Source organism: Kineococcus gypseus (genome assembly GCF_050871305.1).
GTDB classification, from domain to species: Bacteria; Actinomycetota; Actinomycetes; order Actinomycetales; family Kineococcaceae; genus Kineococcus; species Kineococcus gypseus.
The window spans coordinates 14,215-34,387 of sequence record NZ_JBJLRD010000048.1 but is presented as its reverse complement, the minus strand read 5'-3'; the positions used below and the strand labels follow the sequence as shown (position 1 = coordinate 34,387).

General features: G+C 78.1%; 16 protein-coding genes and 1 tRNA gene. 5 read left to right on the top strand and 12 right to left on the bottom strand.

Annotated elements, in window-relative coordinates; all coding sequences use genetic code 11:
• Together ACRYMN_RS16480 and ACRYMN_RS16475 are read right to left on the bottom strand one after the other, a co-directional pair.
• On the bottom strand, nucleotides 1–465 hold a 465-nt coding region (locus ACRYMN_RS16480; protein ID WP_432497356.1), incomplete at its 3' end, for a sigma-70 family RNA polymerase sigma factor.
• Nucleotides 466–481: 16 nt separating this feature from the next.
• Nucleotides 482–2,059 carry a hypothetical protein gene (locus tag ACRYMN_RS16475; protein WP_432497353.1) on the bottom strand — a complete coding sequence of 526 codons (1,578 nt, stop codon included), beginning with the start codon at nucleotides 2,057–2,059 and terminating at the stop codon, nucleotides 482–484.
• A gap of 198 nt (nucleotides 2,060–2,257) precedes the next feature.
• On the opposite strand from ACRYMN_RS16475, the gene murJ reads away from it, so the two are divergent.
• Entirely contained in the window at nucleotides 2,258–3,970 is a 1,713-nt protein-coding gene (gene murJ, locus ACRYMN_RS16470; RefSeq protein WP_432497350.1) for a murein biosynthesis integral membrane protein MurJ, read from the top strand.
• Here the strand turns inward: murJ and ACRYMN_RS16465 are convergent.
• Together ACRYMN_RS16465 and ACRYMN_RS16460 are read right to left on the bottom strand one after the other, a co-directional pair.
• Nucleotides 3,947–6,277 carry a DUF6049 family protein gene (locus tag ACRYMN_RS16465; RefSeq protein WP_432497348.1) on the bottom strand — a complete coding sequence of 777 codons (2,331 nt, stop codon included), beginning with the start codon at nucleotides 6,275–6,277 and terminating at the stop codon, nucleotides 3,947–3,949. The two genes, murJ and ACRYMN_RS16465, sit on opposite strands and share 24 nt — an antisense overlap.
• The gene (locus ACRYMN_RS16460) at nucleotides 6,274–6,750 is read right to left on the bottom strand and encodes an NUDIX hydrolase (RefSeq protein WP_432497345.1); all 477 of its coding nucleotides are present in this window, start codon (nucleotides 6,748–6,750) and stop codon (nucleotides 6,274–6,276) included. Before ACRYMN_RS16460 ends, ACRYMN_RS16465 begins: the two co-directional genes overlap by 4 nt.
• Before the next feature lie 146 nt (nucleotides 6,751–6,896).
• On the opposite strand from ACRYMN_RS16460, the gene ACRYMN_RS16455 reads away from it, so the two are divergent.
• A complete protein-coding gene (locus tag ACRYMN_RS16455) occupies nucleotides 6,897–8,399 on the top strand; it encodes a CCA tRNA nucleotidyltransferase (protein WP_432497364.1) in 1,503 nt (500 codons plus the stop codon).
• Here ACRYMN_RS16455 and ACRYMN_RS16450 read toward each other — a convergent pair.
• Entirely contained in the window at nucleotides 8,372–9,865 is a 1,494-nt protein-coding gene (locus ACRYMN_RS16450; protein WP_432497342.1) for a diguanylate cyclase domain-containing protein, read from the bottom strand. The genes ACRYMN_RS16455 and ACRYMN_RS16450 overlap by 28 nt on opposite strands.
• 192 nt (nucleotides 9,866–10,057) lie before the next feature.
• Between ACRYMN_RS16450 and ACRYMN_RS16445 the strand changes: the two genes are divergently transcribed.
• Nucleotides 10,058–10,348 carry a DUF2795 domain-containing protein gene (locus ACRYMN_RS16445; protein WP_432497340.1) on the top strand — a complete coding sequence of 97 codons (291 nt, stop codon included), beginning with the start codon at nucleotides 10,058–10,060 and terminating at the stop codon, nucleotides 10,346–10,348.
• 57 nt (nucleotides 10,349–10,405) lie between these two features.
• On the opposite strand, the gene ACRYMN_RS16440 is transcribed toward ACRYMN_RS16445, so the two are convergent.
• Genes ACRYMN_RS16440 through ACRYMN_RS16410 form a run of 7 tightly spaced genes read right to left on the bottom strand, consistent with a single transcriptional unit; the run spans nucleotide 10,406 to nucleotide 18,939 of the window.
• Nucleotides 10,406–11,239, bottom strand: coding sequence for a metallophosphoesterase family protein (locus ACRYMN_RS16440; RefSeq protein WP_432497337.1), 834 nt, complete (start codon nucleotides 11,237–11,239; stop codon nucleotides 10,406–10,408).
• On the bottom strand, nucleotides 11,236–13,353 hold the full coding sequence (pknB, locus tag ACRYMN_RS16435) for a Stk1 family PASTA domain-containing Ser/Thr kinase (protein ID WP_432497335.1): 2,118 nt from the start codon (nucleotides 13,351–13,353) through the stop codon (nucleotides 11,236–11,238). Before pknB ends, ACRYMN_RS16440 begins: the two co-directional genes overlap by 4 nt.
• Before the next feature lie 48 nt (nucleotides 13,354–13,401).
• Entirely contained in the window at nucleotides 13,402–14,871 is a 1,470-nt protein-coding gene (locus ACRYMN_RS16430; protein ID WP_432497332.1) for a peptidoglycan D,D-transpeptidase FtsI family protein, read from the bottom strand.
• Nucleotides 14,868–16,244 (bottom strand): FtsW/RodA/SpoVE family cell cycle protein, encoded by a 1,377-nt coding sequence (locus ACRYMN_RS16425; protein ID WP_432497330.1) that lies wholly within the window; start codon nucleotides 16,242–16,244, stop codon nucleotides 14,868–14,870. Before ACRYMN_RS16425 ends, ACRYMN_RS16430 begins: the two co-directional genes overlap by 4 nt.
• Nucleotides 16,244–17,740, bottom strand: coding sequence for a Stp1/IreP family PP2C-type Ser/Thr phosphatase (locus tag ACRYMN_RS16420; RefSeq protein WP_432497328.1), 1,497 nt, complete (start codon nucleotides 17,738–17,740; stop codon nucleotides 16,244–16,246). Before ACRYMN_RS16420 ends, ACRYMN_RS16425 begins: the two co-directional genes overlap by 1 nt.
• Nucleotides 17,741–17,747: 7 nt before the next feature.
• Complete coding sequence (locus ACRYMN_RS16415) at nucleotides 17,748–18,227, bottom strand: FHA domain-containing protein FhaB/FipA (RefSeq protein ID WP_432497326.1); 480 nt, start codon at nucleotides 18,225–18,227, stop codon at nucleotides 17,748–17,750.
• Nucleotides 18,228–18,234: 7 nt separating this feature from the next.
• Complete coding sequence (locus ACRYMN_RS16410; protein ID WP_432497323.1) at nucleotides 18,235–18,939, bottom strand: FHA domain-containing protein; 705 nt, start codon at nucleotides 18,937–18,939, stop codon at nucleotides 18,235–18,237.
• Between the two features lie 128 nt (nucleotides 18,940–19,067).
• Between ACRYMN_RS16410 and ACRYMN_RS16405 the strand changes: the two genes are divergently transcribed.
• Nucleotides 19,068–19,151, top strand: a tRNA-Leu gene (locus tag ACRYMN_RS16405).
• A gap of 85 nt (nucleotides 19,152–19,236) precedes the next feature.
• On the top strand, nucleotides 19,237–20,067 hold the full coding sequence (locus ACRYMN_RS16400) for an NmrA family NAD(P)-binding protein (protein WP_432497321.1): 831 nt from the start codon (nucleotides 19,237–19,239) through the stop codon (nucleotides 20,065–20,067).
• The last annotated feature ends 106 nt before the right edge of the window (nucleotides 20,068–20,173 follow it).

Sequence of the window (20,173 nt, the reverse complement as noted above, 5' to 3'; positions counted from 1 at the left end):
CAACCCCACCCACAACATGCGCCCCCCCCGCGGCCGCCGCCCCCGCCCCGGGGGGGGGGCGCGCCCCCCCCCCGCCCCGCCCCCCCCCCCGGCCCCCCCCCCCCCGTCGCCGGGGCCGGCCTCCTCCTGCAGAGGGCGCGCCGGGCGCGCGGCGCGGCGGCGGGCGCGGTCCAGGCACGCGTTGACGACGATGCGGTGCAGCCACGTGGTGACCGCGGACTCCCCCCGGAAGCGGTGCGCGGCGCGCAGCGCGGAGACCAGCGCGTCCTGCACGGCGTCGGCGGCCTCCTCGCGGTCGCCGGTGGTGCGCAGCGCCACCGCCCACAGCCGGTCGCGGTGGCGGCGCACGACCTCCCCGAAGGCCTCGGCGTCGCCGGCGACGTGCGCGGCGAGCAGCTCGGCGTCGCTGCGCGCGTCGCCCGGCCCGCCCGGCCCGCCCGGCCCGCCCGGCCCGGAGGCGCTCACGGGGTGCTCACCGCGGTCACTGGGCGGGGCGGGTGCCCAGGACCTGCACGTCGGCGACCGAGACGCGCGACTCGCCGTCCACGGTCGGCGCCTGCGTGAACCACAGCAGCAGCTGGCGGGCGCGCGCCGGCGCCGGCGGGGTCAGGACCTGCGCGCCGCCGGCGGGGGCCTGGGCGAGCACGGCGGAACCGGCCAGCGGGTCCGGCCCGCCGGGCGTGCTGCGCAGCTCCACGGTGCCGCCCTCGCCGTCGCCGGTCAGGGCCACCGACGTCACGTCGACGTCCGCGCCGAGGTCAAGCAGCAGGCCCACGCCGTCCTTGAGGCCGCCGAAGGCGGGGGAGTCGTAGCGCTCGCTCTGCCAGCGGGTGGCCGGGTCGCCGTCGGCGGCGCGAGCGGGCTCGGTGCCCTCGGAGCCGTCGCCCTGCGGGTCCAGGGCCACCACGCCCACCACCGGCACCGGTGCGGGCGCCGCGGGGGGCGGCGGCGAGGGCGGGGCAGGGGGCGCCGGGGAGGCCGAGGGGGAGGCCGGGGGCGAGGCGGCGGCCGGCGCGGAGGAGACCACCGGCGCGGCGGGGGGCTCCTCGTCGCCGGCGCCGCCCAGGCCGCGCAGCTGCCACAGCGCCACCACCAGCCCGGCGGCCAGCACGCCGCCGAGCACGGTGAGCACCAGGCGGGAGTCCTCCTGCTTGGGCCGGCCCGTGGAGCGCGGCCGGGTGAACGGCACCGGCGGCTCCTCCTCGGGCACCACCTCGTCGCGGTTCTGCAGCCGGCCGCGGAACTCCGCGGTGGCCAGCTCCCCGCGCAGGTGGCGCACCGTCTCGTCGAGGTCGCCCAGCGACCACGGGGCCAGCTGCAGGGCCAGCTCGGCGGCGGCGCGCGGGCCGTCCTCGTGCGGGCCGAAGGTCACCGCGCACAGCGTGTCGAGGTCGTTGGGGGCGTCGGCGCGCAGCTCCTTGGCCGGCACCGGCACGCCGTCGCGCGCGGGGGCGGGCGGCAGGCCGGGCGCGGGGGCCAGGTCCTCCAGCACCGGCCAGTGCCCCGTCAGGCCCGCGTAGACCAGCGCCACCAGCCCGACGGCGTCGGCGCGGTTGGCCAGGGCGGCCGCGCGCGCCGGGGAGACCGCCGGCGGGTCCTCCTCCAGGGCCGCCTCGACGCCGACGCCGAGCACCCGCACCACCGCGTCCGGGCCCAGCACGACCGCCTCCGGCTCCAGGCGGGTGTGGTGCAGGCCGCGGCGGGCGGCGACGTCCAGGGCGGTGGCGGCCTCGCCCACCAGGCCGCGCACGGCCGCCGCGGTCAGCGGGCCCTCGCGCAGCAGGTCGCCCAGGGAGCGGCCCTCGACCGCCTCCTCCACGACGAACGCCGCCGCGCGCCGCTCGCCGGAGGCGCTCTCGTGCAGGTCGGTGCCGGCGTCGAGGACCCGCGGCAGGCGCGGGTCGGCCACGGTGGCCGCGCGCCGTCCGGCGTCGAGGAACTCCGCGGCGCGCGGGTCGGCGGCGTCCAGGGTGCGCACCCGCACCCAGCGCTCCAGCGTGGTGTCCCAGCCGAGGTGGTCGGTGGTGGCCGACGCGGTGGGCAGCTCGCGGTGCAGCACGTAGCGGTCCGCGACGCTGCTGCGGCCTGCCCCGTCCAGTGCTGCCCCCCCGGTCGTGCGCGCAGCGCGCGCGTGCTGACCCGCGGGCGCGGGCCGTGCCCATGCTAGGGCGGTGCGCGGGCGCTCCGGGGCAGCGCGCCGGTGCTCCGCGCGGGTGGTGCGTCCCCGCGCGCCCGCCGCATCGGCGACCATCGGGGCGTGAGCACGACACGCCCCGCGGCAGCCGCCGCCCCCGCCGAGCCCCCGGTGCCCGGCACGAGCGGCGGGAGCGACGCGTCCACCGGCTCCCTGGCCCGCTCCAGCGCCCTGATGGCCTCCGGCACCCTGGTCTCGCGGCTGCTGGGCTTCGTGCGCACCTTCGCGCAGGGCGCGGCGCTCGGCGTCACGACGCAGGTGGGCGCGCAGACGTTCGACGTGGCCAACAAGGTGCCCAACGTCTTCTACATGCTGCTCGCCGGCGGCGTGCTCAACGCGGTGCTCGTGCCGCAGATCGTGCGGGCCCTCAAGCGACCCGACGGCGGCGAGGAGTACGTCAACCGGCTCATCACCCTGACGCTGGTGCTGCTGGCGGGCGCGACGGTGCTGCTGACGCTGGCCGCGCCGCTCGTGGTGCGCCTGTACGCCGGCTCGTGGCCGCCGGAGCTGACCGCGCTGGCCACCCTCATGGCGTTCTGGTGCCTGCCGCAGGTCTTCTTCTACGGCCTCTACACGGTGCTCGGGCAGGTGCTCAACGCCAGGGGCAGCTTCGGGCCCTACATGTGGGCGCCGGTGCTCAACAACGTCGTCGCCATCGCCGGCCTGGTCGCGTTCGTGCTGATCGCGCCCGACGCGGAGACGTGGTCGGCGGGGGAGTTCGACACCACCTCGATCGCCGTGCTGGTCGGCACCTCCACGCTGGGCATCGTGGCGCAGGCCCTGGTGCTCTTCTGGCCGCTGCACCGCGCCGGCTTCCGCTACCGGCCGCGCTGGGGGCTGCGCGGCACCGGCCTGCGCACCGCCGGGCGGGTGGCCGGCTGGACGTTCGCGGCGGTCGTCGTCGGGCAGCTCGTCTTCGTGCTGACCAGCAACGTGGCGACCGACGCGGGCGAGCACCTCACGCGCGACGGCCTGGAGGGCGCCACCAACGCCTCCTACACCCCGGCGTTCCTGCTCTTCATGCTGCCGCACTCGCTGGTGGCGGTCTCGCTGGTCACGGCGCTGTTCACGCGCCTGAGCGCCGCCGCCGCCGGCGGCGACACCGCGGCCGTGCGCCGCGACTTCTCCCGCGGGGCGCGCACCGTGCTGGTGGCCGGGGTGCTGGCCACCGCCGCGCTGGTGGCGCTGGGCCCGTGGATCGGCGTGGCCCTGTTCGGCACCGAGGGCCGCTTCGTCGGCCTGGTGGCCGCCGCCATGGCCGTGGGCCTGGTCCCCTTCAGCGTCACCTACCTCGTCCAGCGCGTCTTCTACGCCTACGAGGACGCCCGCACCCCCTTCACGGTCTCGGCGACCGTCGCGGCCGTCATGGCCGCCGGCGACGTGGCGTGCTGGCTGCTGCTGCCGGCGCGGTGGACGGTCGTGGGCATCGGCGCGGCGATGAGCGCCTCCAACGTCGTCGGCGTCGTGCTGGCCCTGGTGCTGCTGCGCCGCCGGCTGCGCTCCCTGGACGGGCGCGGCGTCGACGGGCACCGGGTGCTGCGCACCCTGGTGCGCGCGACGATCGTCGGCGCGCTCTCCGGCGGGGCCGCGTACGGCCTGAGCCTGCTGGCCGAGCCGCTGGGCCCCTCGCGCGCGGTGGCGGTGGGAGTGGTCGTCGTGGGCGGCCTGGTGCTGCTGGCGCTGTTCACCGCCCTGTGCCGCCTCATGCGCGTGCACGAGCTGACCGACCTGGCCGCCCCGCTGCTGCGCCGCCTACCCCTGCCCCGTCGGCGCTGACGGGCGCCGCCGCCCGCGCGGCTCGTCGTGCGGCTCGTCGTGCGGCTCGTCGCGCGCGGCCCCGCCCCCCGCGCCCGGCACGGGGCCGGGGTCGGGCTCGGGTCCGCCCACGTCGGCGTGCGGGGCGGCGTCCACGCGCCGCTCGCCGCGGCGCACCGCGCGCACCAGGCCGGCCACCAGCAGCGCGGCGGCGCCGCCGCCGACCAGGCCGGTCAGCCAGCCCTCCACGTCGGCGCGCACGTTGACGTCCAGGCCCACCGGCTCGCCCAGCAGCAGCCCGGAGGGGGTGCGCAGGCGCGCCTCCACCACGACGCTGCCGTTGGCCAGCGCCCGCACCGGCACGCCCACGCGCACCTGCCCGCCCGGCGGGACGGTCTGCACCGGCACCGCCGACAGCTGCACCCGCGGGCTGCGCGGGCGCAGCAGCAGCTCCACGCGCGCCGGCGCGGACAGGCCGTTGACGACCGTGACGGGCAGCTCGGTGCGGGTCGCGGCCAGGTTCAGCACGCTGCCGGGCAGCACGTGCACCGCGCCGAGCAGGGCGGCGACGTCCTCCTGCACGCCGGCGCGGGCGCCGCGCAGCTCGTCGGGGTGCCCGCGCCAGGAGGCGCCCAGCAGCAGCAGCGCGGAGCGCCGCACCGCTCCCGGGGCGGGCGCCGGCCCCTCCAGCGCGGCGCGCAGCCCGTCCAGGGCGGTGAGGGACTCCTCCACCGCGGCCAGGTGCGCGGCGGGCAGGGTGGCCCGCGCCGCGGCGCGCCCGCGCGCGGACGCCGCGGCGCGCGCGGGCACCTCGCCGCGCTCGACGTCGGGCACCGGCGTGGCCAGCAGCTGCGGCAGCGGCTGCCACGACGCCCACCCCGAGCCCTCCACCGCCGCCACGAGGCGCCCGACGACCTCCGGGCGCGGGTCGAAGGAGCGCGGCGCGACGACGAGCAGGCTGCGCGGGTCGCTGGGCCGCTGCAGGGTCACGGTGGCGACCTCGGCCACCACGCGCTGCACGAGCGCGGCCGCGCCCTCCCCGGCGGCGCCCGCCGCGCCGACCCCGGCGCGCGCCAGCAGGGCCGACAGGGCGCTGTCGGCCACGACGGCCTCCAGCGCACCCGCGCCCGCGCCGGTGCCCACGTCGAGCACCGCGCGGCCGGTGGGCGTGTAGGTCAGCTCGTCCGGGGTGGGCAGCGAGCGGTCGTCGAGCACGACGGTGGTGGCGCCGCCGGCGGCCGCCAGGGACAGCACCGCGGCGTCGGCGCTCTCGTCGGCGGGCCAGGCCACCCCCGCCAGGACCCGCTCGGCGCGCCCGAGGGCGGCGCCCGCGCCGGCGCCGGCCCCGGCCGCCGCGGCCAGCAGGTCGGCGCCGGCGGGCACGGCGCTCAGCGAGGCCAGGTCCGGGTCGCCGTGCGGCAGCACCACCACGCAGCGCCCCGTCGCGGCCGCGGCCAGCCGCTCGCGCCACGCGGCCAGCGCGGCGCCCGTGCCGACCGGGTCGCCCGCGCCGGCGGGCAGGGCGGTGCCGTCGTCGTCCCCGCCGGGGGTGCTCGCGCCGGGGGTGCCCGCGGTGGCCGGCGCGGGGGCCGGCGCGGGGACCGGCGCGGTGGCCAGCACCGCCGGGTCCAGCGCCCAGGAGGTGCGCGGGTCGCCGGAGGCCTCCAGCAGCCGCGCCAGCCGCCCGGCGCCGACCTCGGCCAGCTCGCCGGCGGTGCGCACGCGCCCGGCCACCAGCGGCAGCAGCAGCGTCAGCAGGGTGGTGCGCACCCCGACGGGGCTGGAGACGAGGAAGGTGCGCGCCAGCCCGGCGCGCCGGCCGGAGGCGGTGAGGACCTCCACGGCCGCCGGGTGGGCGCCCTCGCCGTCGCCGAGGGCCGCCGCCTCCAGGCTCAGGACCACCTCGACCGCGCCGCCGGGCGGCAGCGCCCCGACGTTCACCGGCGCGGAGGACACCGCGGTGCGGCCCAGGGAGGCACCGGGGTCGGCGGACTCCCAGCGGTCCAGCCCCGAGCGCGCCACGACGGGGGAGCGCTGGGCCACCAGCCGGGCCCGCAGCCCCTGCAGCGCCTCGCCGCCGCCGTGGCGCACGCGCGCGCGCACGGTGACCACCGAGCGGGCCGGGTCCTGCGCCGCGTACGTCACCGGCGTGACCTCCAGCACCGCCACGCGCAGCGGCAGCGCGTCCCCGGCCGGGGCGGGCGCCGGTGCCGTGGTCGACGCCGCGGCCGGGGCGCCGACGACGGCGCCGGGCAGGGCCGCGCCGGCCAGCCCCGCCGCCAGGCCGGTGAGCACCTCGCGCCGCGCCGGGCCGGCGGGGGCCCTCACGCCAGCTCGCCCAGGCGCAGCACCGCGGCCTCCACGGCGCGGCGCTCGTTGGGGAAGGCCAGCCGCGCGTCCAGCTCGCTGAAGGGCACCCACTCCACGTCGACGGCCTCGGCGTCGGGGTCGTTCTCCACGGTCAGGTGCCCGCCGACGGCCTTGAGCAGGAACAGGTGCACGACCTTGTGGATGCGCCGGCCGTCCGCGGAGAACCAGTAGTCGATGCTGCCGAGGGGCTCGACCACCGTGCCGCGGATGCCGGTCTCCTCCTCGATCTCGCGCACCGCGGTCTCCTCGAGGGTCTCCGCGCCCTCCGGGTGGCCCTTGGGCAGGCACCACTCCAGGCGCCCGGCGCGGTTGAGGCGGCAGATCACGGCCGCGCGCGGCTCGCCGGTGCTGACGTCGACGACGAGCCCGCCGGAGGAGGTCTCCTGCACGGTGGGCAGCCGGCGGCGCGGCTCCCGGGCAGGTCTGACCATCGGCTCACTGTAGCCAGGGCGGGCCCGCGGCTCTGGCACCCTTGGACCCCGTGCAGCAGCCCGAGGGGAACGACGGACCGGACGAGGCGCTCGAGCGCGCGCTGGAGCAGGCGCGCACCCGCGCCGTGCGCGCCCTGGAGCCGGTGATGCCGGTGCTGGTGGACCTCGGCCGCCGCTTCGAGCGGGCCGGCCACGAGCTGTCCCTGGTCGGCGGTCCGGTGCGCGACGCCTTCCTGGGCCGGCGCGCGGCCGACCTGGACTTCACCACCGACGCCCGCCCCGACGACACCCTGGCGATCCTCAAGCGCTGGGGCGACGCGCACTGGGAGGTGGGCCGCGACTTCGGCACCATCGGCGCGCGCAAGCGCTTGGCGGGCGCCGACGGGCAGGACGTCGTGGTGGAGGTGACGACGTACCGCGCGGAGAGCTACGACCCCTCCTCGCGCAAGCCGGAGGTCTCCTACGGCGACGACCTCGCCGGCGACCTGTCCCGGCGCGACTTCACCGTCAACGCCATGGCGCTGCGGCTGCCCTCGCTGGACTTCGCCGACCCGCACGACGGCCTGACCGACCTGGCCGCCGGCGTGCTGCGCACCCCCGGCACGGCCGAGCGCTCCTTCTCCGACGACCCGCTGCGGATGATGCGCGCGGCCCGCTTCGCCGCGCAGCTGCGCCTGCGCCTGGCGCCGGAGCTGGTGGCGGCGATGACCGCGATGGCCGGGCGCATCGCGATCGTCTCGGCCGAGCGGGTGCGCACCGAGCTGGAGAAGCTGCTGCTGGCGGCGGACCCGGTGGCCGGGCTGCGGCTGCTGGTGGACACCGGCCTGGCCGAGCACGTCCTGCCGGAGCTGCCGGCGCTGAAGCTGGAGATCGACGAGCACCACCGCCACAAGGACGTCTACGAGCACTCCCTGACGGTGCTGCAGCAGGCCGTCGACCGCGAGGACGGCCCGGACGGCGAGGTGCCCGGCCCGGACCTGCTGCTGCGGCTGTCCGCGCTGCTGCACGACGTGGGCAAGCCGCGCACCCGCCGCTTCGAGCCCGGCGGCGGCGTGAGCTTCCACCACCACGAGGTGGTCGGCGCGAAGATCGTCACCAAGCGGCTGAAGGCGCTGCGCTTCAACAACGACACCGTCAAGGCGGTCGCGCGCCTGACGGAGCTGCACCTGCGCTTCCACGGCTACGGCGACGGGGAGTGGACGGACTCGGCGGTGCGCCGCTACGTCACCGACGCCGGCCCGCTGCTGGCGCGCCTGCACAAGCTGACCCGCAGCGACTGCACCACCCGCAACCAGCGCAAGGCCGCCCGGCTGGCCGCCGCCTACGACGACCTCGAGGAGCGCATCGCGCGCCTGCGCGAGCAGGAGGAGCTGGACGCGATCCGCCCCGACCTCGACGGCACGGCGATCATGCGGGTGCTCGGGATCGGGCCCTCGCGCACGGTGGGGCGCGCCTACCAGCACCTGCTGGGGCTGCGCCTGGAGCGCGGGCCGCTGGGGGAGGACGCCGCGCGCGCCGAGCTGCTGGCCTGGTGGGCGCAGCAGCCGGAGTCGCGGGAGCCGCAGCCGGGAGCGCAGGGGCCGGGAGCGCAGGGGCCGGGAGCGCAGGGGCCCGTCGCGGCTCAGGGCGCGGGCACCGGCGCCGAGTAGACGCGCACCCGGTTCTTGCCGGCGGCCTTGGCCGCGTACATCGCCACGTCGGCGTGCTGGACGACCTGCTCGGCGTCCTCGCCGGGCTCGCGGTGCGCCACCCCGACGCTGGCGCCCACGCGCACCGGCCCGCCGGTCACCGGCACGGGCTGCGCGACGGACTCCACCAGCCGCTCGGCCAGCCCGGCCGCGTCCGGGCCGTGCACGCCGCGCAGCAGCAGGGCGAACTCGTCGCCGCCCAGGCGCGCGCACAGGTCGCCACCGCGCACCACGCCGCTCAGGCGGGCCGCGACGGTGCGCAGCAGCTCGTCGCCGGCGGCGTGGCCGCGCTCGTCGTTGACGCCCTTGAAGTCGTCCAGGTCGACGAACGCGACGCTGAAACGGGCCGCGGGGTCGGCGGCGGCCTCCTCGATGGCCTCGGTGAAGGCGGCGCGGTTGGCCAGGCCGGTGAGCGCGTCGGTGCGCGCCTGCTCGCTGAGCGCGCGGTGCGCGTCGCTGTTGATCAGGGCCAGCGCCACCTGGGTGAAGGCGGTGCCCACCGCGGGCACGCCCTCGGCGGCGAAGCGGTCCGGGGCGCCGGCGATCAGCCAGTTGCCGCTGCGGGTGGGGTCGGCGATGGCGACCCAGCGCCCGCGACGGCCGGCGGCGGCGTCCAGCGCGGCGGAGGTCAGCGGCCGCGGCCGGCCGTCGGCGGGCGGGTCGGCGGGCAGGAGCACGTCCGGCAGGAACGCCGGCAGCGAGCCCTCCCACGTGCCGATCGCGGTGAGCACCGCGGCGCCCGCGGGGGTGGCGCGCACCAGGCTGGTGGCCAGGCCGGGGGTGACGTCGGAGACCTCGCGGGCCGCGCGCTCGCCCAGCTCGACGATCATGGCCCGGTCGGTGGTGGTCAGCAGGGCCCGGCCCAGCTCGCTGAGCACCGCGTCGCGGCGCTGGCCCTGCTCGCGGGCGAACAGCGCCTTGGCGAGGTGCCGAGCGCCGGCCATCGTGGCGAGGACCAGCGGTACGCAGCCGACCATCGTGCCGACGTCGCCACGGCCGACGTGCCCGGGCGCGACGTCCCACAGGCCCACGCCGACGATCATGCCCACCACGACCAGCACGCACTGCGCGAAGACCTGGCGGGTGGTGCCGTAGACGGAGCGGAACCACAGCGAGGGGAAGACGATGCCCAGCGCGATCGGGGAGGGGTCGCACAGCGCCACCGCCGCGGCGAGCAGGGCGGCCTCGCCCAGGTCGCCGGCCACCGAGGTGCGCCGGGCCAGGTAGCGGCGGATCCACAGCAGCGACAGCGCCGCGATCGTCGCGCAGCTCATCAGCGCGGTGGCCGGCACCGCGGTCCGCAGGATCGCGGGCAGCAGCAGCAGCGCGGAGAGCACGCCCAGGCCGCAGAACAGCCAGCGCGTCTGCTCGACCAGCTCCTCCGGGCGGGCCCACCAGCGGCGCCCCCGCGCTCGACCCCCCACCACCGACACCGCTCACCGCCCTCCCCGGTCGCCCTCCGGCACCCGATCCGCGGGGCACCGCCGGTGCTGCGGCGGGAGCTCCCCGGGGGGTTGTCGGACGGCGGAGCGGTGGACTTCAGCGTCCGGGCGGGTCGAGACGCCACGCACCCGGGGCGCGGGGGTGTCGATCCGGCGCGCGGGGGGTAGGTGAGGGGCATGGCAACGACCGACGAAGTGCTGCACGCCGTCCGCGACGCCACCTACCCGGCGGGCAAGGACGACCTGCTGGCGACCGCGCAGGCCGCCGGGGCGGGCGAGGACGTCCTCAAGGCCCTGCGCACCCTGCCCGCCGAGGAGTACGCCAACGCCCAGGAGGTGACGCGCTCGGTGCCCACCGAGGAGCAGCACGCCGACGCGCGCACCGTGGGCGAGCAGGCCCGGCAGAACGCCACCTCGCACGTCGCGGCCGGTGAGCGCGCGGTGCCGCCGGACCCCACCGACTACTGAGGGCCGGCCGCCGGCGCGCGCCGGCGGCGGTCGCACCGGCGGCGGGGCCGCCCCGGGTCAGGCGCCCGGGGCGCCCTCGGCGTCGAGGATGCGCCGCACCACGTCCGGGCCCAGCACGAACAGCTCCTCGCCGTCGCCGGGCGCGGCCACCGACAGCACGGTGGCGCGCACCCCGGCGGCGTCGACGTCCACCAGGCACGCCCCCGAGCCGCGCAGCGCCCGCTCGGAGCCGTGCTCGACGAGCACGTCGGTGCGGTTGGCCACGCCCGGCGCCACGACGGCGGTGGTCCCGCCGGGCAGGGTCGCCACGTAGGGGTGGTGGTAGTGGCCGCTGAGCACGGCGCGCACGTCGGTGCCCGCCAGCGCGGCCAGCAGCGCCCCCGGCTCCTGCAGCTTCAGCCCCTCGTGCAGCACCGTCGGCGCGGGCAGCGGCGGGTGGTGCACGACGACGACCGTGCCCAGCGGCGCCGGCTCGGCCAGCACCGAGCGCAGCCACTCGCGCTGCTGCTCCCCCACGACGCCGTAGCCGAAGCGCGGCACGGAGCTGTCCAGCACGACCAGGCGCAGGCCGCCGACGTCGTGCACCGAGCGGGCCGGGCCGAGCACGCGGGTGAACCCCTCGGCCACGTCGTGGTTGCCCATCGCGTACGCCACCACGCCGGCCCCGCGCTCGCGGGCGAAGGCGCCCACCAGCTCGCGCGCGGTCTCGTAGGACGCGGCCGAGCCGTCGTCGGAGACGTCCCCGGAGACCACGACGGCGTCCAGCGGGCCCACGCCGGCCAGGGAGCCGAGCACGTGCCGCAGGACCGCGGTGGTGTCGACCCGGCCGCCGCCGTGCAGGCCGCCGGGCGCGAGCAGGTGGGTGTCGGACAGGTGCAGCAGGCGGGTCACTCGTCGCCCCCGCCGCGGCCGCCCCCGCCGCCGTTGCCGTTGCCGCCACCGCCGTTGCCGCCGCCGTTGCCGCCGCCGTTGCCGCCGCCGTTGCCGCGGCCGCCGCCGGCGCCGTCGTCCCCGTCGTCCCCGCCGGTGCTCCGGGCGCCGCGGGTGGCGGCGCTGGAGGGGTTGCCGGTGGAGCCCGAGCCGGAGCCGGTGGTGGCCCCGTCCGTGGGCGTGGCGGTGCGCGACGGCGAGGCGGTGGGCTCGGCCGTCGGCGAGGCGGTGGGCTCGGCCGTCTGCTCGGGCGCCAGGACGATCTGCACGGAGGAGTTCACGTCCACCGTGCTGCCCTCGGAGGGGTCCTGGCCCACGACCGTGCCCGGCGCGCCCTCGGCGTCGGGGTCGGTGGTGGCGTTGACGTCGAGGTTCAGCGCGTTCAGCTGCTGCTGGGCCTCCTCCAGGGTCAGCCCGGTCAGGGGCGGCACCTCCACCTGCCCGCTGGCGACGTAGATCGTCACCCGCTGGCCGCGGGGCACGGACGCCCCGGCGGCCGGGTCGGTGCGCACCACGCTGCCCGGCTCGGCGCCGGGCTCCTCGTCGGTGGACTGCGCCGAGCCGGGGTCCAGCCCCGCGCGGCTCAGCTCGTCGCGCGCGTCGTCCTGGCTCGAGCCCGACACGTCGGGCACCTCCACGGCGGCCGGGCCGGAGGAGACGGCCAGGGTGACCGTGGAGCCGAGCGCGGTGGACGTGCCCGCGACGGGGTCGCTGCTGACGACCTGCCCGGCGGGCACCGTGTCGCTGGGCGTGGGCACCACGGCCGGCTCCAGCTGCGCCTGCCGCAGCGCCGCCTCGGCGTCGGCTTGCGCCAGGCCCTCCACCTCGGGCACGTCCACCGCGGTCGGCGAGGCCGTCGCCGACGGGTCGGGGCCGCCGCCCGCGTCGTTGAGCAGGGCCCACCCGGCCCCGCCGACGCCGCCGAGCAGCGCGAGGACCAGCAGCACCCACGGCCAGCGCGGGCGCCGCTCCTGCGGGTCGTCCGCCTCCCCGGCGCGCGGCAGCGTGCCCGTGGCCGGGTCCGCGGCGGCGGCCGCCGCGGACCCGGCCAGCGCCCCGGCGGCGGCCGCTCCCGCCACCGGCGCCACGGCGCGGGTGGCGGCGGTGGGCTCACCGGCCGCGGGCAGCGCGGTCGTCGCGCCCGCGGCGGGCACCGCCGTCGTGGGCGCGAAGCCGGCCCCGCGCAGCGGACGGCCCTCCACCGCGCGGCGCAGGTCGTCGGCGAAGTCGCCGGCGCTCTGGTAGCGGTGCTCGCGGTCCTTGCTCAGCGCCATGAGCACGACCTGGTCCACCGCCGGCGGCACGTCCGGCGCCAGCGCGCTCGGTGGCTTGGGCTGCTCGGAGACGTGCTGGTAGGCCACCGCCACCGGGGCGTCGCCGGTGAAGGGCGGGCGGCCGGTGAGGACCTCGTAGAGCAGGCAGCCGGTGGAGTACAGGTCGCTGCGCGCGTCGACGGTCTCCCCGCGCGCCTGCTCGGGGGAGAGGTACTGCGCGGTGCCCATGACCGCCGAGGTCTGCGTCAGGGTGGCGGAGGAGTCGCTGACGGCGCGGGCGATGCCGAAGTCCATCACCTTCACCTCGCCCGCCGGCGTGATCATCACGTTGGCGGGCTTGATGTCGCGGTGGACGATGCCCATGCGGTGGCTGTACTCCAGCGCCCCCAGCACGCCCTCGGTGATCGAGAGGGCCTCGGTCAGCGGCAGCGGGTGGTCGGTGCGCAGCAGGTCGCGCAGCGTGCGGCCCTCGACGTACTCCATGACGATCCACGGCAGGTCCACCTGCGCGCCGCCGTGCTCGAGCACGTGGTCGGCGCCGGTGTCGTACACCGCCACGATCGAGGGGTGGTTCAGCCCCGCCGCGGCCTGCGCCTCGCGCCGGAAGCGCGCCTGGAAGGAGGGGTCGCGCGCCAGGTCCGAGCGCAGCAGCTTCACCGCCACCACGCGCCCGAGCCGGGTGTCGCGCGCGACGTGCACCTCGGCCATGCCGCCGCGGCCCAGCAGGGCGCCGACCTCGTAGCGCCCGCCGAGCAGGCGCGGCCCTGCCTGCCCGCCGCTGCCGGTCGATGCGTCCGTCACTGCGCTCCCCGTCCCCGTCGTCCCTCGTCCACGGTCCCGCCGCGACGCTCAGCCATCGAGGGCCGCCTGCATGACCCGTTGCGCCACCGGTGCCGAGAGCCGGCCGCCGTAGGCGCTGTCCACCGACCCGCCGTCCTCGATCACGACCGCCACCGCCACGCGCTGGTTGCGCCCCTGGCCGTCGTCCGCCCAGGAGGTGAACCAGGCGTAGGGCGCCCGCCCGCCGCCGCGCTGGGCGGTGCCGGTCTTGCCCCCGACGGTGACGCCCTCGATGCGCGCGCGCGTGCCCGTGCCGGACTCCACGACCGCGCGCATCATCTCCCGCAGCGTCGCGGCGGTCTCCTCGCTGACGGCCCGGCCCAGCTCCTGCGGCGCGGGGTCCTCCACGACGTCGAAGGCCGCGTCGCGCACGTCGGCCACCAGGTTCGGGCGCATCACGACGCCGTCGTTGGCGATGCCCGCTGAGAGCATCGCCACCTGCAGAGGGGTGGCCGTCACGTCGCCCTGCCCGATGCCGGCGTACGCCAGCAGCGGGCCGGCGGCGTCCTCGGGGAAGCGGCTCTGCGTCACCGGCAGCGGCGTGGACAGCGGCTGCTCGAAGCCGAAGGCGCGCGCCTGCTCGTCCAGCGCCTCCGCGCCCAGGCGCAGGCCCAGGTCGCCGAAGGCGGTGTTGCAGGAGATCCGCAGCGCGTCGCGCAGGCTCACCCGGTCGTCCGGGCCGCAGGCGGTGCCCTCGTCGTTGCCCAGGGTGTTGGACGTCTGCGGCAGGTCCAGCTCGCGCGGGCCGGCCACGAGCGTATCGGCGTCGTAGTCGCCGCTCTCCAGCGCCGCCGCGGCGGTGACCAGCTTGAAGGTGGAGCCCGGCGGGTACAGCGCGCCGGTGGCGCGGTTGACCATCGGGTCGTCCTCGTCGCCCAGCAGCGCCTGCCACGCCTGCTCGGCGGCCGCGCCGTCGTGCGTGGCCAGCACCGAGGGGTCGTAGCTGGGGCTGGAGACCATCGCCAGCACGTCGCCGGTGGAGGGGTCGAGCGCGACGACGGCGCCCTTGCGCCCGTCGAGGGCGTCCCACGCCGCCTGCTGCACCTCCGGGCGCAGCGTCAGCGTCACCGACCCGCCCCGCGGGTCCCTGCCGGTGATCAGGTCCGACAGGCGCCGGTAGAACAGCTCGTCGGCGGTGCCGGAGAGCACGTCGTTCAGGGCGCGCTCGACGCCGGAGGTGCCGTAGCGGATGGAGTAGTGGCCGGTGACCGGCGCGTACAGCTCCCCGGCGGCGTACTGGCGCAGGTAGCGGTACGGGTCGTCCGGGTCCTGCACCTCCACGCTGGAGGCCACGGTCTGCCCCGCGCCGACGAGGATCGGGCCGCGCTCGCGGCCGAGCTCGGCGTACAGCTGGCGGCTGTTGCCGGGCATGGCGTTGAGCTCGCCGGCGCGCAGGAACTGGATCCACGTCGTGGAGGCGAAGAGCGTGAAGAAGAGGAAGGCGATGACGGCGGAGAGCCGGCGCAGCGGTCGGTTCACGGCAGCCTCACCACCTGCGTCGCGGCGGTGTCGCCCGGCTCGGGGCCGTCGCGCACCTCCGGGGCGGGGCGGCGGGCCAGGTCGGACACGCGCAGCAGCAGCGCCACGACGATCCAGTTGGACACCAGCGAGGAACCGCCGGCGGCCAGGAACGGCGTGGTCAGCCCCGTCAGCGGGATGACGCGGGTGACGCCGCCGACGACGACGAAGACCTGCAGCGCCACCGAGAACGCCAGGCCCGCGGCGAGCAGCTTGCCGAAGCCGTCGCGCACCCCGATCGCGGTGCGCATGCCCCGCTCGACGAGCACGACGTACAGCAGCAGCAGGGCGAACAGCCCCACCAGGCCCAGCTCCTCGCCGAAGGCGGCGTAGACGAAGTCGGAGTTGGCGTAGGGCACGATGTCGGGCCGGCCGCGGTCCAGGCCGGTGCCGATCAGCCCGCCGTTGGCCATGCCGTACAGGCCCTGCACCAGCTGGTAGGCGCCGCCGTCGGCGTTGCCCGCCTCGAAGGGGTGCAGCCACGCGTCCACGCGGCTGCGCACGTGCGACATCGTCGTGGCCGCGAAGAGCGCGCCGGCGGCGAAGAGCGCCAGGCCCAGCACGATCCAGCTGACCCGCTCGGTGGAGACGTACAGCACCGCCACGAACAGCCCGAAGAAGAGCAGCGAGGTGCCCAGGTCGCGCTGCAGGACCAGCACGCCGACGCTGACGAGCCAGGCCAGCAGGATCGGCCCGAGGTCGCGGGCGCGCGGCAGGCGCAGCAGGAGCACCTTCGTGCCCGTCAGGGACAGCGCGTCGCGGTGCACGACGAGGTAGCCGGCGAAGAACACCGCCAGCGCGATCTTGGCCAGCTCGCCGGGCTGGAAGGACAGGTCGCCCACGCCCACCCAGATGCGCGCGCCGTTGATCGTGCGCCCCAGCCCGGGCACCAGCGGCAGCAGCAGCAGCACCAGCCCGGCCACCATCGCGGTGAAGGTGTAGCGGCGCAGCACCCGGTGGTCGCGCACCAGCACCACCACCGCCCCGGCCGCGGCCACGCCCAGCGCCGACCACACGAACTGCCGCGAGGCGGCACCGGTGCCCTCGGCCAGGTCCAGGCGGTGGATCATCACCAGGCCCAGGCCGTTGAGCAGCGTGGCCACCGGCAGCAGCAGCGGGTCCGCGTGCGGGGCGCGCCAGCGCAGCAGCAGGTGCAGCACGACCGCCAGGGCGCCCAGGCCGCCGCCGTACGGGGCCAGCCCCGCGGGCAGCGCGCCCTCGGCCGTCAGCCCCACCACCGCCCAGGCGCCGCACGCGATGAGCACGGCGCCCAGCACGAGCGCCAGCTCCACGTTGCGCCGCGTGGTGGGGTACACGGGCAGGACGGTGGCCATCAGCCCACCCCTCCGCAGTCCTCGGCGGGAGCGCCGGTGCCCGGCGCGCCCGGTGTCGTGGTGGCCGGCGCGTCCGGTGCCGTGGTGGCCGGGGCGCTGGTGGCCGCGGCCGCGACCGCCACGGCGGTGCCGCCCGGCCCGGCGCTCGGCTGCCCGCCCGGCCCGGCGGTGGGCTGCCCGCCCGGCCCGGCGGTGGGCTGCTCGGTGGGACCGGCGGTGGGCTGCTCGGTGGGCTGCTCGGTGGGCGTGCCCGCGCCCTGGCGGGCGGCGGCCCGGCACTCGGCGGCGATGCCCTCCAGCTCGGCGATCGTGCGCCGCGCCGCGGCCGGCCCCGGCGCGCTGATGCCCTCGGTCAGCCGCGAGGCGTAGCTGCGCGGCAGGTCCGCCACCGCGATCGCGGTGCGCTCCACCACCCGCGAGGTGCTCAGCGGCCCGATGTCCTGCGTCAGCCCGCGGAAGAGCGCCACGCGCGCGCGGTCGACGCCGAGGAAGTACTGCTGCTGGCTCCAGCGCCAGCCCGCCCACGCCCCGCCGGCCAGCAGCAGCGCGAGCACGAGCGGCCCGGCCACCCAGCGCCAGCGGTGCCCGGTGCCGCGCGCGGGGCGCGCCCCGCCGCGATCGTCGTCCTCCTGGTCGTCGTCGGGGTCCTCGCGGCGCGCGCGCAGCTCACCGGCGCGCGCCGCGGGGGTGCCGCGCGCGCTGGAGCGGCGGGGGCGGTGGAAGGCGGCCGCGCCCACCACCTGCGGCGTCGTCGACGGCGGCACCCCGCCGCCCAGCTCCACGACGTCGGCGACCACGCACGAGACGTTGTCCGGCCCGCCGCCGCGCAGGGCCAGCTCCACGAGGCGCTCGCAGGTGGCCTCCGGCGGCTCGCCGGCCGCCAGGGTCTCCTGCAGCGTCTCCTGGCTGACCACGCCGGACAGGCCGTCCGAGCACAGCAGGTAGCGGTCGCCCGGGCGCGCCTCGCGCACCGAGACGTCGGCGGTGTCGTCGTCGCGGCCGGTGAGCACCCGCATGATCACCGAGCGCTGCGGGTGCCGCTCGGCCTCCTCGAGGCTGATGCGCCCCTCGTCCAGCAGCGACTGCACGTAGCTGTGGTCGCGCGTCAGCTGCGTGAGCCGGCCGTCGCGCAGCAGGTAGCCGCGCGAGTCGCCGATGTGGGCGAGGACCAGGCGCGAGCCGGCGCGCAGCACGGCGGTGACGGTGGTGCCCATCCCCGCCAGCTCCGGCTCGTCGGCCACCCGCCGGCGCAGCTGCTCGTTGGCCGCCTCCAGCGCCCGGTGCAGGTGCTCGGCGGCGTCGTCGCTGCCGTGGGACTCCCCGTCCAGGACGGACAGCTCGCCCACCGCGAGGGAGGAGGCGACGTCGCCGCCGGCGTGCCCGCCCATGCCGTCGGCGACGACGAGCAGGTGCGGGCCGGCGTAGCCGGAGTCCTGGTTGGTGGAGCGCACCAGCCCGACGTCGGAGCGGGCGGCGTAGCGCAGGGCGATGGCCACGTCCGCCTCACCTCCGCAGTTCGAGCACGGTGCGCCCGATGCGCAGCGGGGTGCCGGGTTCGAACGGGACCGGGGTGGTCAGGCGCTCGCGGCCCAGGTGGGTGCCGTTGGTGGACTGCAGGTCCTCGACCACCCAGCCGGTGCCGTCCTGGGCGGGGGTGATGCGCACGTGCCTGGTGGAGGCGTACTCGTCGTCGAGGACGAGGGTGCAGTCGGCGCCGCGGCCGATGAGCACCGGCGCCTGCCCCAGCGCCAGCGTGGTGCCGCGCAGCGAGCCCTCCACGACGACGAGGGTGGCGCGCTCGCGGCGCGGCGCCTCGGGCGCCGGCTCGGCCCGGCGCGCGCGCGGGCGCCCCGGCTCGGTGCGCCGCGCGGTCACGCGGGTGCCCAGCAGGTCGCTGCGCAGCACGCCGACCACGGCGAGCACGAACAGCCACAGCACGGCCAGGAGGCCGAGGCGCAGCACGGTCAGGGTGAGCTCGCTCACGGGCTCCTCAGGTCCAGCCCTCGTCGCGGCGGGCGGCGCGGTAGACCGCGCGCGTGCGACCGAGCGTGATGGTGGCGCCGTCGAAGAGGTCGGTGGAGGAGACCCGCTCGCCGTCGACGAAGGTGCCGTTGGTGGAACCGAGGTCGACCAGGCGCGCGCCGGAGGCGCTCACGCGCACCTCGGCGTGCCGGCGCGAGACCCCGGGGTCGTCGACGACGACGTCGGCGTCCGAGCCGCGGCCCAGCACGGTGACGGCCTCGGTGAGGACGTAGCCGCGCCCGTCGACCTCCAGCTTCGGCCGCCCCGCCGTGGAGGCGCGGCCGGTGGCCGGCGCCACCCGCCCCTTCACGGTGGAGCTGAGCACGCGGAAGACGCCGGTCTCGAGGTCGTCGGCCTCGTGGAAGTCCACCCGCACCGGCCCGACGAAGGAGTAGCGCTGCTTCTCGGCGTGCTGGGTGACGGCCGCGACGAGCTCGTCGGAGAGCGTGTCCTGCCAGGAGGCGATCTTGTCGTGGTCGGAGCGGCCGAGCTCGACGATGAAGCTGTTGGGCACCAGGGTGCGGCCGCGCCCGAGGACGGCGGCGCGGTCGTCGAGCTCGCGGCGCAGGGCGCTGGCGACCTCCACGGGCTGCACCTCGCTGCGGAAGGCGCGCGCGAAGACGCCGTTGACGGCGCGCTCGACGCCGCGCTCGAACCGGTCGAGCACTCCCACGTCGCTGCCCCCTCCCGCCTCGGCACGCTGATCCGTTCCCGCATCGTAGCCGCGCGGGTCCCGCCCGCCCCCGCGAGGAGCGGGGGCGTCCGTGGAGGCCTCGTGGACCTGCTAAGGTCTTCCTGTCTGCGCGAGTGGCGGAATAGGCAGACGCGCACGGTTCAGGTCCGTGTGCCCGAAAGGGCGTGGGGGTTCAACTCCCCCCTCGCGCACAGGGTGGAGGCCCCGGTCGATCTCGACCGGGGCCTCCGTCGTCCCCGGGGTGCCCGCGCGCCGCGCGGCGGCCACGCTGGGTGCGTGGGCCTCATCGGGGTGACCGGCGCGACGGGACGGCTGGGCGGGCGCGCGGCGCGCGCCCTGGCGGCGGGCGGGCAGCCGCAGCGGCTGGTGGTGCGCGAGCGCACCCGCGCCCCCGACCTGCCCGGCGCCGACGTGCGGGTGGCGTCCTACGACGACGGCGGGGCGCTGCGGCGCGCCCTGGACGGCGTGGACGTGCTGCTGCTGGTGTCGGCCTCGGAGGCCGCCGACCGCGTGGCGCAGCACCGCACCGCGGTGGAGGCCGCCGCGGCGGCCGGCGTGCGCCGGGTGGTCTACACGTCCTTCGTCGGCGCGGCGCCGGGCTGCACGTTCACCTTCGGGCGCGACCACGCCGCCACCGAGGCGCTGCTGGCCGCGTCCGGCCTGGAGGCGACGGTGCTGCGCAACTCCCTCTACCTGGACGTGCTGCCCGCCTTCGCCGCCGGCGGCGCGATCCGCGGCCCGGCCGGGCGCGGACGGGTGGGGGCGGTGGCGGTGGCGGACGCCGCGGAGGTGGCGGTGGCCGCGCTGCTGGACGAGTCGCAGTCCGGGCGCACCCACGACGTCACCGGGCCCGAGGCCCTGACCCTGGCGGAGGTGGCCGCCGCGATCGAGCGCGTCACCGGCGAGCCGACCCGCTACGTGGAGGAGACGCTGGAGGAGGCGTACGCCTCGCGCGCCGGCCTCGGGGCGCCGCGCTGGGAGGTGGACGGCTGGGTGAGCAGCTACGCCGCCGTCGCCGCCGGGGAGCTGGACGTCGTCACCGACGTCGTGCAGCGCCTGACCGGCCACCCGCCGCGCACGCTGGAGGACGTGCTGCGCGGGCGCTGAGCGCTGGTGCCCGGCGCGCGCGCCGCCTAGCGTCGTCCCCGTGAGCACCCCGAGCACGGCGAGCACCCCGAGCACCCCGAGCACGGCGAGCGCCGGCGGCGAGGAC

Excerpts from the sequence above, each read along its gene's own strand:
- ACRYMN_RS16460 (WP_432497345.1), bottom strand. The coding sequence starts at position 6,750 with ATGGTCAGACCTGCCCGGGAGCCGCGCCGCCGGCTGCCCACCGTGCAG.
- ACRYMN_RS16455 (WP_432497364.1), top strand. The coding sequence starts at position 6,897 with ATGCCGGTGCTGGTGGACCTCGGCCGCCGCTTCGAGCGGGCCGGCCAC.
- ACRYMN_RS16445 (WP_432497340.1), top strand. The coding sequence starts at position 10,058 with ATGGCAACGACCGACGAAGTGCTGCACGCCGTCCGCGACGCCACCTAC.
- ACRYMN_RS16425 (WP_432497330.1), bottom strand. The coding sequence starts at position 16,244 with ATGGCCACCGTCCTGCCCGTGTACCCCACCACGCGGCGCAACGTGGAG.